The organism is Halorarum halophilum, from assembly GCF_013401515.1.
In the GTDB taxonomy this organism is placed as follows: Archaea; Halobacteriota; Halobacteria; order Halobacteriales; family Haloferacaceae; genus Halorarum; species Halorarum halophilum.
This window is the reverse complement of the sequence record NZ_CP058529.1, coordinates 3,140,255-3,155,991: the sequence shown is the minus strand read 5'-3', so window position 1 is coordinate 3,155,991 and position 15,737 is coordinate 3,140,255. Positions and strand designations below refer to the sequence as shown.

Below are 15,737 nucleotides of genomic sequence, written 5' to 3'. Positions count from 1 at the left end.
GAAGTGTCGTCCTCAACGTAACTCCAGATACAGTCAGCAGCTAATTGATAGCTGATAGAAATTCCAAATTGATAACTCACCTTAGTTTCACTCTATGGCAGTAACCACGACCCAATTAATAATATATTGATAAGTTATCGTAATGCCGACTTCATGCTCAGTTTGCGAGAGCTCAGACCGCTCGCGTACCGTCAACCGCGCACCAGCCGCAGACTGAACGCGGTAGGAATCAGTCAGGAATCGGTTACTGAGAGCGTGGAGGGGCTCGCATCCGTGACGGCGATGTCGTAGTCGTCGACGATCGAGTCGCCGACGATCCACGTAGCCTCGGCCGGTGCGTCCACGGAGAGCGGCTCGCTGCTGAAGTTGACGATCCACGTCAATCCGTCCCGCCGCACGATTCGGACCTGGTTGGGCAGTCGCTCGGTCGTGGGGACGTTCGCTCGTTCGAGGAGGTCACCTACGAGCGCGCCGGCGAGTTCATCGTCTGGCCAGGTACCGACGTAGGTGACGGATCCCTCGCCGACGGGAGTTTGGACGATAGCCGGGGTACCGTCGGCGAGTTCTCCCTCGTACCGACCCACGACGTCCGTCTCGGCACCGATCGGCGATACCCATTCGTTCCAGACGCGACAGCCGAACTGCTGGCCGCCGTACGAGAGGCTACTCTCGATGAACTCGGGGATGCTCTCGTGCTGGTCGACCTCCGCACCGACGAGTTCGCGCAGGGGACCGGGTTGCCGTGAGTCGTGGAGCTTATTGTGGACGTCCTTCACGCCGGACCGCATCGTTACGAGGAGTTCACCCCCGGCCTCGACGTACGCTTCCAGTCCGTCGGCGAGTCCATCGTCGACGAGATACAGCGACGGTGCGATCACCACATCGTACGCCGAGAGGTCCGAGGAGGGGTGGACGACGTCGACGCCGACGGACCGCTCTCGGATGGCGGAGTAGTACGTCTCGAGGTGTCGCCAGTAGTCGAAGTCGGGCGTGTTCGGTTCGATCTCGAGCGCCCAGAGGTTCTCGTAGTCGTGGAGGAGTGCGACGTTCGCGTCGGGTGTTGCCATCGACGGGTTGGCGCCCTCCTCGGGTCGGATCGTTTCGATGAGGTCCTCGAAGTCCGACGCTGCCTCGACCGCGTCGGTGTATCCGGCATCCGGTGAGCCGTCCTGGGCGAGCAACCCGCTGTGGTACTGTTCTTGACCCATCCGACACTGACGCCACCGGAAGTAGGAGACCACGTCGGCCCCGTGAGCGACCGCAGTGTGTGCCCAGAGGCGCATGGCACCCTCGGCGGGTTGCGGCGAATACGGGGGCCAGTTGATATCGCCCGGTTGTTGTTCCATCACCCAGAACGGCGAATCGGTGACACTCCGATAGAGGTCGTGATCGAGTCCGACCTGGTCGGGGTCGCCGACGCGCAGTTGCTCGCTCGAGACCGACTCGCGTTGCGTCTGCACGTGGCCCGTGGGATACGAGTCCCACGACGCGAAGTCGAGATCTTCGGCCACGTCGTAGGCGTCGAGGGCGCCGAACTGCGACATGAAGTTATGCGTGACGAACCAGTCGTCGTTGGCTGCCCGGAGCACCTCCACCTGCATCCGGTTGTACTCGACGGCTGCGTCACTGGAGAACCGGTAGTAATCGAGGAGTCGAGCGGGGTGGTGACCAGCAGCCGTGTGTTGCGGGGGATCCACCTGGGCAAACGAGTTGAGATCCTGACTCCAGAAGGCGTTCCCCCACTTTCGGTTGAGCGCCTCGACGTCACCGTACCTGGCACGCAGCCAATCCCTGAAGGCGGCCGCGCAATCATCGCAGTAACACCGGAGGGTGCCGTGGCACCCGTACTCGTTGTCCGTCTGCCAGCCGGCAACGGCCCGGGTATCCGAGAACCGTTCGGCCAACTTCTCCGTGATCCTCTCGCTCTCGCACCGGTATGTTTCGGAGTTGAAACAGTAGTGGCGACGCCCCCCGTAGTGACGGGTCGTGCCGTCAGCCTCCTCCTGCAAGATTCCGGGATGCTCGTCGACGAGCCACTTCGGCGGGCTCGCGGTCGGCGTACAGAGGACCGCTTGCATCCCATGGTCCCCGATCAGCGAGACCGCTCGTTCGAGCCACTCGAAGTCGAACGTGCCGGGTTCTGGCTCGAGGCGCGACCAGGCAAACTCCCCCATCCGAACGTACTCCAGTCCCGTCTCGGCCATCCGTTCGATGTCGGCTTTCATCCGCTCGGCTGGCCAGTGTTCCGGAAAGTAACAGACCCCGACGTTCATGTGTGGTACGCTCCCTGAAACGCGATGAACGGATAGTAGTTCGCCCGCCGGCAACGCCCGCAGCGGTCGTCGAGAGACGGTGTGGCGCGGGAGACGCCCGTCCGGTCAGGCGCCCTCCGTGTGGACGTACTGGTCGTAGTCCACGTCGGTTTCGCTCGTCTTCGTCTTGATGGCCTCGCCCGTCTGACTGTCAAAGAGGTAAAGATCCTCTTCGTCGAACGCGAACGCAACCCGAGTGCCCTCCTCGGGCTTGATTCCGCTCTCGATCCGAGCAGTCAGATCGACGCCCCCCATCTCCGCGTAGAGGAAGTTCTCGTTCCCCATCTGCTCGACGACTGTCACGACGCTCGGCATGCTCCCTCCGGACGAGAGCCGCAGGTCCTCGGGTCGGACGCCGACGCGGACTCGGTCCTTGTCGGAGAGCAGTGCTGTATCCTCCAGCGTGAATGTGAACCCGCCCGGGCCGGTGAGCGTATCGCCGTCGACATCCGCGGTGAAGAGGTTGATGCTCGGGCTCCCGATGAAGCCGGCGACGAACTCGTTGGTCGGGGACCGGTACACCTCCTCGGCGGTTCCGACCTGCTGGAGTTTCCCCTCGTTGAGGATGGCGATGCGGTCACCCATCGCCATCGCCTCCGTCTGGTCGTGGGTCACGTACGCCGTCGTGACACCGAGATCCTGCTGGAGTTCCTGCAGTTCGGTCCGCATCGTCGACCGGAGTTTCGCGTCGAGGTTCGACAGCGGTTCGTCCATCAGAAAGAGCTCGGGATCGCGGATGATCGCGCGGCCGAGGGCAACGCGCTGTTGCTGGCCACCGGAGAGTTCCTTCGGCTTTTGGTCGAGGAGCTGCTGGATGCCGAGCATCTCCGTGACCTCGTCGACCTTAGCGTCGATCTCCGCGGTGGACTGCTTCGTCGAGAGCCGAAGGGGGAACCCGATGTTCTTTCTCACAGTCATGTGTGGGTACAGCGCGTAGTTCTGGAACACCATCGCGACATCGCGTTCTCGAGCACGCTGGTCCGTAACGTCCGTTCCGTCGAACTCGATACTCCCCTCGGTCACGTCCTCAAGGCCGGCGACGCAACGCAGTGTCGTCGTCTTCCCACAGCCGGACGGACCGACGAAGACCAGGAACTCTCCGTCCTCGATGGTCAGGTCGAAGTCGTCGACCGCGACGATCTGTTCACCCGCATCTCCGAACACCTTGCGAAGATTCTTGATGTCGATTGTTGCCATGTTGAATTACCTCACTGTTTGACCGACCCCGAAAGGATCCCCTTGATGAAGTACTGCTGGAGGGTCAGGAACACGACGAAGATCGGGATCACCGCGAGCGACGTCGCGACCATGATCTGATCGAAGTACACGCGCTGTTGCCCGACGAGCTCGGCGAGCGCGAGGGGGATCGTGTACATCTTCGGATCCTGCAGCACGACCAGCGGGTAGAGGAACGCCTGCCACTGGTTGAGGAACAGGATGATCGAGAGCGCCGCCAGCGATGGAAGCATCGTCGGTAACGCGATCTTGTAGTACAGTTGGAACTCGGTCGCGCCGTCCATCCGCGCCGATTCGAGGAGCGAATCGGGGATCGCCTGCATGTTCTGGCGCATCAGGAAGATCCCGAGCGGGTTCGCCGCCCACGGCAGGATCACTGCCAGATACGAGTTCGTCCACCCGAGTTGGACCATCAACAGGAACAGCGGGATGATCAACAGTTGGATGGGGAGGACGAGCGTCGCCAGGATGAAGTAGAACAGCGGCTCCTTGAACCGGAACTCGTACTTCGCGAAGGCGAAGCCGGCCATCGAGCACAGGACGAGCGACAGTGCCGTGTACGAGACGGCGATGATGATGCTGTTGCCTATGCTTCTGATGAAATCGACGTTCTCCTGGAGCGCCCGGAAGTTCTCGAGCCACTGGAACCCCGGGATCAGGCGGGGCGGCCACGAGAAGAACTCGGACTGGGGGATCGTCGCCGCGACGATCATCCAGTACAGCGGGATCAGCACGAGCACCGTAATCGTCAACAGGAAGATGTAGCTCCCGAACTTCCAGAGCGCTTCCTTTTGCGTCTCCGACTGCATCACGTCTCACCCCCATACTGGATCTGGACGATGGCCATCGCGCTGACGATGACGACGAGGATGACCGAGACTGCGCTGGCGTACCCCAGGTTCAGCTGGAGGAACGCCTGATTGTAGATGTACTGGACCACCGTGATTGTCGCGTTCGACGGGCCGCCCCCGGTGATGACGTACGGCTCCGCAAAGATCTGGAACGTGCCGATCGTCGAGGAGACCACGACGAACAGCAACACCGGTCTGATCTGCGGGAGCGTGACGAATCGGAACTTCTGCCACCGCGAGGCACCGTCGATCTCCGCAGCTTCGTACAACTGCTGTGGAACCGTCTGTAGCCCCGCCAGGAGAATGATCATGTTGTAGCCGAGCCACCGCCAAGTGACGGCGATCACCAGCGTGATTCGGGCCCAGACCCCGTCGCCGAGCCACGGAATCGCCGACAGGCCGATGCTCTCGAGCACGAAGTTGACCAGGCCAACCCTGCCGTTGAACAGAAGCAGGAATATCGTCGAGTACGCGACGAGACCCGTCGCCACTGGCAGTGCGATCAACGTTCGGAACAGCCCCTTCGCCCTGATGAACTTCGCGTCGAGCACGAGTGCGGTCGCGAGCCCCAGGGTGACCATCAACGGGACCTGGACGAAGAAGATGAACGACGTATTGAACAGCGACCGGTGGAACAACGAGTCGCGGAAGATGAGCCGTTCGTAGTGGGACAACCCGACGAACTCCAGATTCGCGATGCGTGGAATCGTTAGCCGGAGGGGCCCCATTCGGGCCGTGAGTAGAATCTCGTTCGAGACGCCGAGGTAGTTGAAGAACGAGAGGTAGAGCGTGTAGACCGTCGGGAACAACAGGAAGATCCCGAAGAGGATGAAGAACGGGGAGACGTAGGCGTACGGGAGCCCTGGTATCTTTGGCACGAGTCGTGAGAGATCCTGACGCGCGAATCGAACCCTGTCGGACACCTGCTGGTACGCTCCGGAGGACCGAACCCTGGTTTGGATGGCGTTGATGACCATGTTGGGAGGTTACGCTCGCCCCATACGAGGTGTTCCACTGGGCCACTGCTGCGTGGGAGATCCCGTCCGAGGGAGGCCGGGATCGCTGGCCACCCACCCGTCCCATGTACAGGCAGTCCCTCTAGAGGCGATTCGTCCTTCCCCACCGATCGCCCGATATGCCATCCGTGGTGTTTGGAGCCGAAGACCGGTCATGGTGAGTGCTTCCTTCATACAGTGTGGAATCGTGTGAGCTCCCGTTAGATCGTGTTGGAATCGTCGCTCGAACGGTTATGCTAACTCGCGATCGGTCCGGTCAGCGACGGTCTGGGCCGCGGACTCCACCGCTTTCTGTGGCGACTTCTTGCCGTCGAGCATCCGACCGAGTTCGGTCTCGATCGCGTCCTGGACCTCAGGGGTGTCCGTGGTGTACCGGTACGGTTCGATCTCGGTGGCGACGTCGGCGAACAGTCGGAAGACGGGTTGGCCGCCGTAGAAGTCGAGATTCTCGTCGTACACGTCGGACTCGTAGGCCGTGGTGAGCGACGGGAAGAGGCCGTAGTCCTGCAACATCTTGTTCTGGACTTCCGGGGTCGACATCGCCCACAGGCAGTAATCGAAGGCGCGGTTGACGACGCCCTCGTCCTCGATCTGGGAGGGGATCGCCATGTTCGATCCACCACGGTTCGATGCACGTGTACCACCTTTCTCGAACGCCGGAAGCTTGTACACGCCCCAGTTCCCAGAGGTGTCGGGCAACTCTGCACGGAGCGTCCCGTCCATCCATGCTGCGCTCGCGAGGGAGGCGAGTGACCCCTCCGCAAACGAGGTGAACCAGCCGCCGGACCACGTCTCGATCCGCGTCGTGATTCCGGCGTCGCTCATCTTCTTGATCAGTTCCGCCACGCTGACGCTCTCCTGGCTGTGGATGTTCACGGCGCCGTCCTCGGTGAACGGTTGCCCGCCGAGCTGGCGGAACAGCATCCGCCACATCTGTGCCATATCCTGGGGCGGGAGATTGATCATCGCGACGTCGTCGGGGAGCTGTTTCCCGGCCTCGATGAAGTCGTCCCACGTCTCGATGCTGTCAACCGAGATCCCGGCCTCCTCGTATTTATCCCGCTTATAGAAGACGCCCGTCGGCCCGATGTCCCACGGAATCGCGTAATCTGACCCGTCGTAGTTGACCGTCACCCACTTCCCCTCGACGATGTCCTCGCGGATGCCTGCCTCGTCGATCCGAGCCGTCAGGTCGGTGAGACCGTCAATACTGGCGTAGTTCGTGACGTCGTAGTTCTGCACGACCGAGAAGTCGGGCGCGCCCTCTCCGCTCGTGACCGCGGTCTGGAACCGCTGCTCCCAGGCGTCGCCCCCGAGTTCCTCGACGGAGACCTCGGCATCGTGCTCCTGGTTGTACGTCTCGGCAGCGTCCTGAAGGGATCGAGCTGCGATGTTCCACCCCCAGCCAGTAGCCGCCGACGCCATATTCGATCCGGAACCGGCGTCAGTACCGCCACCGTTTCCGCCATTCCCACCCCCGTTACCGTTCCCGTTACCGTTTCCGTTCCCGTTACTCTCGCCACCGGTTTCGACACTGCAACCAGCCAAACCGACCGAACCTGCAACGCCGAGCGACTGTAGGAGGCGCCGACGCCTCACGTCCGGATCTGAAGACCGTGACATAGGTTATCCAATGCCGCGTTCGATAAGCCATTATATCAATGTTTCGGTTCTGTAAGTATGGATAAGGATAGTTATCGCACAGCCATCACGTGACCGTCTACTACGTGCAGTACGCCGCTCGCAGCGGACTCCACCGCGGTGGAGCCAACTCCGACGGCGTTCCACCACCCAAAGAGTAATCACTGGAGGGGCAGTCACACGGCATATCATGGACGATTGGCTCGACCCGCGGACAGTGGGGCGTAATCGGTTAGATCCACACGTGGACGTATTGCCGTATCCGGACGCGGAGACCGCCCGGACCGGTGTCCGGACGAACTCCCCCTGGGTGACGTCGTTGAACGGCGAGTGGAAGTTCGATCTGGCGGCGACGCCGAGCCACGCGCCCGAGGCGTTCCAGGAACGGACGTTCGATACGAGCGACTGGGACGGGATCGAAGTCCCGTCGAACTGGCAGACACAGGGGTACGGAGCGCCCCACTACACGAACGTTGTCTATCCGTTTCCGCTAGATCCACCTCACGTGCCGACGGAGAACCCCACAGCGTCGTACCGACGGACGTTCCACGTCGACGAGGACTGGGACGACCGGCAGGTGCGACTTCACTTCGAGGGCGTCGATTCCGCGTTCCACGTCTGGGTGAACGGTGAGCGGGTGGGCTACAGCGAGGGAGCCCGACTCCCCTCGGAGTTCGACGTCAGCGAGTACGTCGAACCTGGAGAGAACACGATCGCCGTCCGCGTCTACAAGTGGTCGAACGGGAGTTACATCGAAGACCAGGATATGTGGTGGCTCAGCGGCATCTTCCGGGAGGTGTACGCCTACGCCGTCCCGAAGACGCACGTCTCGGACGTCGATGTCCGGACGGAGTTGGACGACGAGTATGCCGACGCACGTCTCCGGGCGACGATCGACCTGACGAACGTGGGCGAGAGCGAGGAAACTGCCGGCGTCGAGACGACGCTCCTCGACGAGTCTGGAACGGTTGTCGCAGAGTCGAACGACACCGCGACCGTCGAATCCGGGGGCACTGTGGCTGTCACCTTCTCGACGACTGTCGACGACCCCGCCCTCTGGTCGGCCGAAACGCCGACCTGTTACACGCTTCTGGTCGCGCTGGCGGACGGGGACGGAAGCGTAACCGAGGTCGTTCCGGAAACGATCGGCTTCCGGCAGGTCGGGATTACGGACGGCCAGTTCCGCATCAACGGGGAAGCCGTGACGATCCGTGGCGTGAACCGCCACGACTTCCACCCCGACCGGGGCCGCGCCGTGCCCATCGAGACGATGCGGGAAGACGTCGAGATGATGAAGCGGCACAACATCAACGCGGTGCGGACGGCCCACTACCCCAACGACACGCGCTTCTACGATCTGTGCGACGAATACGGACTCTACGTCCTTGACGAGACGGACATCGAGTGCCACGGCATGGAACTGGCCGACGACACCGTGCACATCAGCGACGATCCGGATTGGGAGGCCACCTACGTCGATCGGATGGTGCGAATGATCGAACGGGACAAGAACCATCCGAGCGTCGTCATCTGGTCGCTAGGCAACGAATCGGGGTTCGGTGCCCACCACGAGACGATGGCCGACGTGACCCGCGAGCGGGACCCGACGCGTCCGATCCACTACGAGGAGGACTTCGACCAGGAGGTGACCGATATCGTCGGCCCGATGTACCCGCCGCTGGAGCAACTCGAAGCGTGGGCCGCCGAGGACGACCCCGACCACCCGGTCATCCCCTGTGAGTACGCACACGCGATGGGGAACGGTCCTGGGAGCCTCACCGAGTACTGGGACCTCTTCTACGAGCACGACCGGCTGCAAGGGGGATTCGTCTGGGACTGGATCGACCAGGGGCTCCGTCAGACCACCGAAGACGGGGAGGAGTGGTTCGCCTACGGTGGTGATTTCGGCGACGAGCCGAACGACGCGAACTTCAACATCAACGGCCTCGTCTTCCCGAATCGAGATCCCTCGCCCGGCCTGGTCGAGTACAAGAAGGTCATCGAGCCAGTCACGCTAGCTGCGGCTGCCCTCGAACACGGCGAACTGACCGTCGAAAACCGGTACGACTTCCGGTCGCTCGACCACCTTCGGGCTACCTGGCGTGTCGAAGCCGACGGAAAGGTCGTAGAGAGCGACACCGTCGACCTGCCCGACGTGGCCGCCGGCGAACGTGGGACGGTGAACGTTCCGGTCACGGCTGGGGACTTCGGCGACGACGCGGAGTACCTGCTTACCGTCGACGTTTCACTGGCGAGTCGGACCAAGTGGGCTCCGGCGGGTCACACCATCTCGACTGGACAGTTCACGCTGCCAGTCGAGGGCAAACCGGCGACGCCAGCCGTGGGGGACGAGTCCCCGCTCACCTGTGAGACGACCGACGAGGGGATCGTCATCTCGAACGCGCAGTTCGAACTCGTGTTCGACGACACCTACGGCGTCGTCGACTCGCTGGCGTATCATGGTCGACAAGTGCTCTCCGATGGACCGCATGTTGGCCTCTGGCGGGCCCCGACTGACAACGACGAGGGGCTTCCGCTCGCCTGGACGTTGCTCACCCGCCTCCGGGAGATCTACGAGCAGGAGGAGCTGATCGAACACGGTGACATCAGGACCATCGGGTTCGCACAGCTCTGGCAGGAGCACGGGCTCGATCGCCTCGGGTTCCGGACCGACGAAGTCCGGCACGAGGTTCGCGGCGACGAAGCCGTCGAGATCACCGTCGAAGGACGGCTCGCCCCGCCGATCTTCGACCACGGCTTTACGACGGAACAAACGTACACGGCTCGGGACACCGGCGCACTCGAGATCGAGACACGACTCGAACCGGAGGGCGATCTGTCACAGCTTCCCTCCTTGCCCCGCGTCGGGCTCGACCTGACGCTTCCCACCGACTTCGACCACGTCACCTGGTACGGACGGGGCCCCGGGGAATCATACGTTGACAGCAAGCAGTCGTCCCTCGTCGGGCGATACGACTGTTCGGTTGCAGATCTGCACACGCCGTACGTCCGGCCCCAGGAGAACGGGAAGCGCACGGACGTGCGATGGGCGACGTTCACCGACCAGCGGGGCGTGGGAGTGTCCGTAACGGGAGACTCACTGCTCGACGTCACCGCCCACCAGTACACGATCGAGGATCTGGAGGACGCCGATCACACCCACGAGCTTCCGCGCCGTGACGAGGTTTCCGTGTCGCTCGATTACGTCCACTGTGGCCTTGGAACTGGAAGCTGTGGCCCGCCGACGCTCGAGCAGTACCGCGTCGACCCGGACACGTTCGAGTTCGTCGTCGAGATCCGGCCGTTCGTCGCCGACTGACGCCGGCCGCGAACGGAGTAGTCTCCTAGCGACGGAACAATTCAAATAACGAACCGATTCTACCACTCCGCGACGCTACCGTCGGGGTGGCGCCACACGGGGTTGTGCCAGTTTACCGTCTTCTCTGACTGGTCTCGAACGTAGTCCTCATTGATCTCGATGCCGAGACCGGGGTTGTCGGGAATCGTTACGTACCCGTTGTCGTACTCGAACACGGAGGGATCAGCCAGGTAGTCAAGGACATCACCGGTGTCGTTGTAGTGAATGTTCAGGCTTTGCTCCTGAATGAGGGCGTTGGGCGAACACGCGTCCACCTGAACACACGAAGCGAGTGCGATGGGGCCAAGGGGACAGTGGGGGGCAAGTGCGACGTCATACGCTTCGGCCATCGCTGCGATTTTCTTCACCTCGGTAATCCCGCCCGCGTGGGAAAGATCGGGCTGGATGACGTCCACGGTACCGTCCTCGAGTATCTCCTTGAAATCCCATCTGGAGTACATTCGTTCGCCCGTCGCGATAGGGATCGTTGTGTGCTCGGCGATCTGAGGGAGGGCATCGTTGTGTTCTGGGAGGACTGGTTCCTCGATGAACATCGGTTCGTATGGTTCTAATGCCTCGGCCAGACGCTTTGCCATCGGCTTTGAGACCCGCCCGTGGAAGTCGACGCCGACGTCGATTTCGTCGCCGACCGCATCGCGAACTTCGTGCAGGCGATTGACCGCTGCGTCGACTGTCGCCGGGTCGTCGACACGTTCGATCTCCGCGGTGGCGTTCATCTTCAGGGCGGTGAACCCCGCCTCGACTTTCGTCTCCGCCTCCTCGGCCACCTCCGAGGGACGGTCCCCTCCGATCCACTGGTAGACGCGGATACGGTCACGCGCAGGACCGCCGAGCAGTTCGTGGACCGGGGCACCCAGTTGCTTTCCCTTGATGTCCCACAGCGCCTGATCGATGCCCGCGATGGCGGACATGAGCACCGGACCACCGCGGTAGAATCCGCCGCGGTACATCGTCTGCCAGTGGTCTTCGATCCGAGTCGGGTTCTCACCGAGCAAGTACGTGTCCATGAGCTCCTCGACGGCTGCCCGGACAGTGTGCGCGCGACCCTCGACAACTGGCTCTCCCCAACCAACGGTTCCATCGGCGGTCTCGATCCGGAGCATGAGCCACCGAGGTGGTACTTCGAATAGTTCGTAATCTGTAATGTACGACATTGGAGCGATCTCGTGTTCGCCGTGTTTGAACCTGGGTGTGTTAATTGTTCCTGTGGTTCAGGCTGGTCGCGACCCCCTCCGGGAGATCGAGGCAGTACAAGGCGAGTGAACGTGTGGCCACCGTGATTCGGATGGCGAATCGCCCGTCGTTCGCCAGGCGTGAACGATAATTTCACGAGTACGAGCGTTTACTCATCGTAAATTGTTTTGTGAGTGCGACTCGTGGGCACCGTATGACCACCGACCCGGCCACGGTGAAAGCCACGGAAACCAGCTTCCACATCATCGAGCTCCTGGAGCAAAAACAGGGAGCCGGGATAAGCGAACTTGCCCGGGAAGTCGGACTCTCGAAGAGCGGGGTCTATAAGCACGTTCAGACGCTCACTCGGCTGGGATACCTCGTTCGTGAGGGTGACGATTACTACCTCAGTAATCGATTTCTCAGTCTCGGCCGACGCGCTCGCGGACGGCTTCCACTGGAAACGATACGCGAAGTCACCAGTAATCTCGCCGCAACAGCGGGACATACGTCGAGCTTCATCGTCCACGAGAACGACCGCGGCGTGTACGCACTTCGGATCGGCACTGAAGAGGAACACGACGAGATCACGGAGGGTGATGTCGCTCCGTTGCACGCGACGGCCGGTGGAAAGGCTATCCTCGCGTTTCTTCCGGGCGACGAACGTGCTCGCATCCTCGACGGTACCGGTCTCGACGCGTACACGGACAAGACGATCGTCGACGAACAGGAGCTAGAACACGAACTCCGCTCCGTCCGTGATCAGCGGATCGCGTTCGATCGCGAGGAATTCCTCGAGGGGCACCAGTGTGTCGCGTCGCCGGTCGTCAGGGGCGACGGTACCCCGGTTGGCGCAGTGAGTGTCACCGGGAACGTCCATCACATGTCCGGTAAACGCCTCGAGGAGGACGTCACTGGACTCGTCACCAGTGCTGCCAAGGCCATCGAGAACGAACTGCTCTCGGCCTGATTCGTTCACTCACTGCTAACGAGACGCTGATGAGTCGAGAGGGATTACAACTGTAACACTGTAACGAATTGGGAAACGAGACAACGTACGCTCTATTCTCAAAAATGTGTTTACGAGACGTGAACATTTTGCTCGTTCAGCTGTCGAATTACCATCTGAAATCACATAGGCTCGGAACCTGTTTTTCAGGTACTTCTAACGTGTACTCGATCTGTAGTGGTCCTCAATCGAGTACACGTAGGTGCCTTTTCATAGATACCGATCCGGTGAGTGCTCGGGGATCCGTTAGACTGCCATAATCCCCGATCTCACTCGGTGGTTGCCGTAGCAGCCATCGGAGTTTCAGTTCGAAGGGCGGATAGTAGACAATTGAATTACATCATTGGCCACTATGAGGAACTATCCATCGAATACCAAGGTATATCATATTTAAGTCAGAAAGTCTTCGACCTCATCGTCTGCTTCAGAGATGAGACGGGGTTTGACCCCTGGAGGAACCCGAGTGGAAACAGGTTCTCCAGCGGACTTCAATCCCGCTCCGAAGTGGAGTTTCGTGGGAATAAGTGGGTATCCACGAACGAATTCAGCCTCGTTGTGTTCAGGAGAATATTCCCTCATTCTCCCGGCTGAGCTCCTTTTGGTCCGAAAATAGACGATCTTCGGTGGGACATCGTTTTCCCTGGCCATGAGAAAGAACTTCGAGTCCGATACCTCCTCGTTGTTTCACCTCTCGGCGGGGATGAGGCGAACCATGAATCGTCATTGGAGACGGTTTTAGCCTACGAGAGGTACCGTCTCGGGCATCCACTTATCAACATCAAACACTTAATAGCTTTTCGTTGCTATAATTTTCCATATGCTTTTCTATCATTGTCCAATCCGCCCTGGCACCTTCGAACTAGTGCTTGATATGTCTCATGAACGAGGAGTTCCTGGCTGTCGAGCGATACGATGGTATTCGCCGTCGCCTTCGACGTGACCGTGACCGACCCCGAGGGAGCGGCCGAACTGACGGTCGTTACGACGGTTCCCTGAGTTCCGAGCGACTCGTCCTCGGAAAGCCAATCATCGGATTCCGTCCCCGCTCGGTCGACGGAGCGCGATCGAGTTTCCGTTCGATGAGTACACTCGGTAATGACCATCCCAGGGTTTCGAACGCTACCGACCGGCGGTTTATTGTGAGCGTAATAACGTGCGTGTCCCCGCGAGTGTGTGAGCATGAACCGGCGAGACTTCGTCCTGACCGCGCTCGGAGCCAGTGGGGCGATCGCGGCGGCGGGGGCGGCCATCCTGGACATCGGCCCCAGGGGCAGCGACGAAGCAGGCCCTGCCAACGACTCCGACGGCCACGGGCCGAACGGGACGCCGACCCCGACGACGACCGAGTCACCGCAACGCTCGCCCACCGGAACCGAGACGTCGACGGCCACCGACACCGAGTCCCCGCCCGGCACGTCCACCGAGTCGGGGACTGCCACGACGGATACCACGAGCACCGAAACGCGAGGTGCCACGCGGACGGAGACGCCGCGGGGTACAGCGACCGAGACGCCGGGCTCGACGGGGACGGGAACGGGGACGAGCCCGACATCGACCCCGGGGGCGCGTGACGGTATCGAGGTGGAGGGGACCTCCCAGTCCGGCGACGACACGCGAGTGGTGGTGGAGTTGACCAACACCAACGACTACGCGGTGTACGTCGAGGCCGCCGTCACCTGGCAGTTCGAGGGAGGGGAGACGGACTCGCAGACCCGCGCGGGAGTGATCGCGCCGTCGGGCAGCGACACCCGGCAGTACTCCACCGACCAGCAGGGCACCGTGACGGAGTGGAACGTGACGCTCCCGACGGTACAGCGGATCTGAGTGTCCCGACGGCCGTTCGACGATGGAAATGATTTGGTACGAGAGAACCGACCGCCAATAGCGCCACTGCTATCGTGAGGTCAGATATCGAAGGCCGCCATACGTTGCCCTAGTCCGTCCGGATTCCACGGGAACGAGTATACTCCGCGGTTGAGGAACCCGAGTAGGTGTTTCTCCGTCGCTCCTACACCTCTCGTCTCACGATCACGCTTCCAGGAGGAACAGTCCCCTTCCGCGGGATCCCGATCACCGTCATCGGACACGAAGGCTCCGCCGTGGTCGTGTCGCTGACGGTCGCAGATTTTCGAGCTTCAGGGATCGAGGGATTCACGGCGGTACCGTCTCGGATTCAGCCGTTGTCAACCGAGGGAGGAGTACGTATCCGGTCCTTGTTTTCGGTAGCGGGTGATAGTCTCGTTTACTACTACCCGCATTCGACCGCCGTGCCCCCCTTTCCTCACCCGGGTGACTACGGATTGGTTGTCCCCACCCAGTGACCCCGGTCTTCCGCTCCGTACCGCTGCACCAGCCGGTCGACCACCAAGCGGTGCCCGACTTACCGGTAGAGGGCGATCGAGATGACGGACATCCCCGTTCCAATGAGACACGTCTTCAGGAACTCCATCCCCGGGAAGGAGAGGCCGAGCAGTTCGAACGTCGAACAGCCGGTGACACCGCCGACACTCAGCAGGACGAAGCCAACGCCGATCGAGAACATCATCCGACTCCCGTTCCGCCGGTACCCCCGGAACGCCTGGTAGGCGATGAGAAGTCCGAGTCCGAGTATCAGGACGTTTCCGAGGACGAGCGGGAGGCTCATTCGTCCTCCCGGAGGTTCTCCCATGCCCGAGTGAATCTGTCGGCCCTGTTCTCCGATCGAGACATCGTGACCGAGAGGTCTCCGTCCTCGATATCGATGCCGACGTGGTCGACCACCGCCTCGAACGTCCGATAGTGATCGCCGTTCGGGTCGTACTGTTCTTCGCCGTGAATCAATCCGAGTTCCTCCAGTTCGTCCACCCGTCGGTAGACCGTCGAAATCGATGCGTCGCAGGCGTCCGCGAGTTGGTCGGCTGACATCGGTTTGCTACTCGTCCGCATGAGGATGGACCGTGCGTACTCGTCGTAGAGCAGGCCGAGCACCTCCGCCGGGTCCACCTCCACACTCATGCGTAGACCAGCGGCGATCGGATTTAAATCTTGACAGCGTTCGCTGGCGCTGCGAACGCGCCTCTCCGTTTACGGTCCCGGCTTCGTTCAGGGACTCGTATGCGACTGAACCGGAATCCACAGTCC

General features: G+C 61.4%; 12 protein-coding genes. 4 read left to right on the top strand and 8 right to left on the bottom strand.

The features are described from left to right. Positions 1 to 233 precede the first annotated feature (233 nt). From HUG10_RS15780 to HUG10_RS15760, 5 genes are all read right to left on the bottom strand, one after another. Positions 234 to 2,273, bottom strand: coding sequence for a beta-galactosidase (locus HUG10_RS15780; RefSeq protein ID WP_179170487.1), 2,040 nt, complete (start codon positions 2,271 to 2,273; stop codon positions 234 to 236). A 105-nt stretch (positions 2,274 to 2,378) separates the two neighbouring features. Then, positions 2,379 to 3,509, bottom strand: coding sequence for an ABC transporter ATP-binding protein (locus HUG10_RS15775; RefSeq protein ID WP_179170486.1), 1,131 nt, complete (start codon positions 3,507 to 3,509; stop codon positions 2,379 to 2,381). Between the two features lie 11 nt (positions 3,510 to 3,520). Then, positions 3,521 to 4,357 (bottom strand): carbohydrate ABC transporter permease, encoded by an 837-nt coding sequence (locus HUG10_RS15770; RefSeq protein ID WP_179170485.1) that lies wholly within the window; start codon positions 4,355 to 4,357, stop codon positions 3,521 to 3,523. Then, a complete protein-coding gene (locus HUG10_RS15765) occupies positions 4,357 to 5,277 on the bottom strand; it encodes a carbohydrate ABC transporter permease (RefSeq protein ID WP_246310162.1) in 921 nt (306 codons plus the stop codon). The genes HUG10_RS15770 and HUG10_RS15765 overlap by 1 nt, the downstream gene beginning before the upstream one ends. 369 nt (positions 5,278 to 5,646) lie before the next feature. After that, complete coding sequence (locus HUG10_RS15760; RefSeq protein ID WP_179170483.1) at positions 5,647 to 6,840, bottom strand: extracellular solute-binding protein; 1,194 nt, start codon at positions 6,838 to 6,840, stop codon at positions 5,647 to 5,649. Positions 6,841 to 7,246: 406 nt separating this feature from the next. On the opposite strand from HUG10_RS15760, the gene HUG10_RS15755 reads away from it, so the two are divergent. Next, positions 7,247 to 10,375 carry a glycoside hydrolase family 2 TIM barrel-domain containing protein gene (locus tag HUG10_RS15755; RefSeq protein ID WP_179170482.1) on the top strand — a complete coding sequence of 1,043 codons (3,129 nt, stop codon included), beginning with the start codon at positions 7,247 to 7,249 and terminating at the stop codon, positions 10,373 to 10,375. A 59-nt stretch (positions 10,376 to 10,434) separates the two neighbouring features. On the opposite strand, the gene dgoD is transcribed toward HUG10_RS15755, so the two are convergent. Next, on the bottom strand, positions 10,435 to 11,589 hold the full coding sequence (gene dgoD, locus HUG10_RS15750) for a galactonate dehydratase (RefSeq protein WP_179170481.1): 1,155 nt from the start codon (positions 11,587 to 11,589) through the stop codon (positions 10,435 to 10,437). 233 nt (positions 11,590 to 11,822) lie between these two features. Here dgoD and HUG10_RS15745 point away from each other — a divergent pair, with 233 nt between their 5' ends. From HUG10_RS15745 to HUG10_RS15735, 3 genes are all read left to right on the top strand, one after another. Further along, the gene (locus HUG10_RS15745) at positions 11,823 to 12,578 is read left to right on the top strand and encodes an IclR family transcriptional regulator (protein WP_179170480.1); all 756 of its coding nucleotides are present in this window, start codon (positions 11,823 to 11,825) and stop codon (positions 12,576 to 12,578) included. Between the two features lie 315 nt (positions 12,579 to 12,893). Further along, on the top strand, positions 12,894 to 13,208 hold the full coding sequence (locus HUG10_RS15740) for a hypothetical protein (RefSeq protein ID WP_179170479.1): 315 nt from the start codon (positions 12,894 to 12,896) through the stop codon (positions 13,206 to 13,208). Positions 13,209 to 13,796: 588 nt separating this feature from the next. Next, positions 13,797 to 14,441 carry an HK97 gp10 family phage protein gene (locus HUG10_RS15735; RefSeq protein ID WP_179170478.1) on the top strand — a complete coding sequence of 215 codons (645 nt, stop codon included), beginning with the start codon at positions 13,797 to 13,799 and terminating at the stop codon, positions 14,439 to 14,441. 556 nt (positions 14,442 to 14,997) lie between these two features. Here the strand turns inward: HUG10_RS15735 and HUG10_RS15730 are convergent. Continuing rightward, positions 14,998 to 15,261 carry a DUF7521 family protein gene (locus HUG10_RS15730; RefSeq protein ID WP_179170477.1) on the bottom strand — a complete coding sequence of 88 codons (264 nt, stop codon included), beginning with the start codon at positions 15,259 to 15,261 and terminating at the stop codon, positions 14,998 to 15,000. Further along, positions 15,258 to 15,611, bottom strand: a complete 354-nt coding sequence (locus HUG10_RS15725; RefSeq protein ID WP_179170476.1) for an ArsR/SmtB family transcription factor — start codon at positions 15,609 to 15,611, stop codon at positions 15,258 to 15,260. The genes HUG10_RS15730 and HUG10_RS15725 overlap by 4 nt, the downstream gene beginning before the upstream one ends. Positions 15,612 to 15,737: the final 126 nt, after the last annotated feature.